The sequence below is a fragment of the Saezia sanguinis genome (assembly GCF_003991585.1).
Taxonomy (GTDB): Bacteria; Pseudomonadota; Gammaproteobacteria; order Burkholderiales; family Burkholderiaceae_C; genus Saezia; species Saezia sanguinis.
The window spans coordinates 1-243 of record NZ_PQSP01000181.1; the positions used below are offsets into that span (position 1 = coordinate 1).

1 protein-coding gene is annotated in these 243 nt (G+C 61.3%); it reads left to right on the plus strand.

The features are described 5' to 3' along the window. On the plus strand, nt 1–243 hold a 243-nt coding region (locus CUZ56_RS15915; RefSeq protein ID WP_204250977.1), incomplete at both ends, for a hypothetical protein.

A 243-nucleotide genomic window follows, 5' to 3' on the forward strand; every position in this document is an offset into this window, starting at 1 on the left:
CGCCGGAGCGACCACGCTCCTGCTGCTGGGCGGCTTTCCGTATCTGTTCCCGGACGTATGGGGCGATGTGGACGCCTTCTCCGGCACCGGTATCCGCCTGCTGATCTGCGTGCCCGTTTTCACGATGCTGGTCTGTGCTCTCGGCCTGGGATTGGCCGCACTCCTGCCGAAACCCGGCCTGGTGGTGATGATCGTGCTGCTGTGGAAATTCGGCATCGAAGTTTTCGTCACTTTCGTCAACAA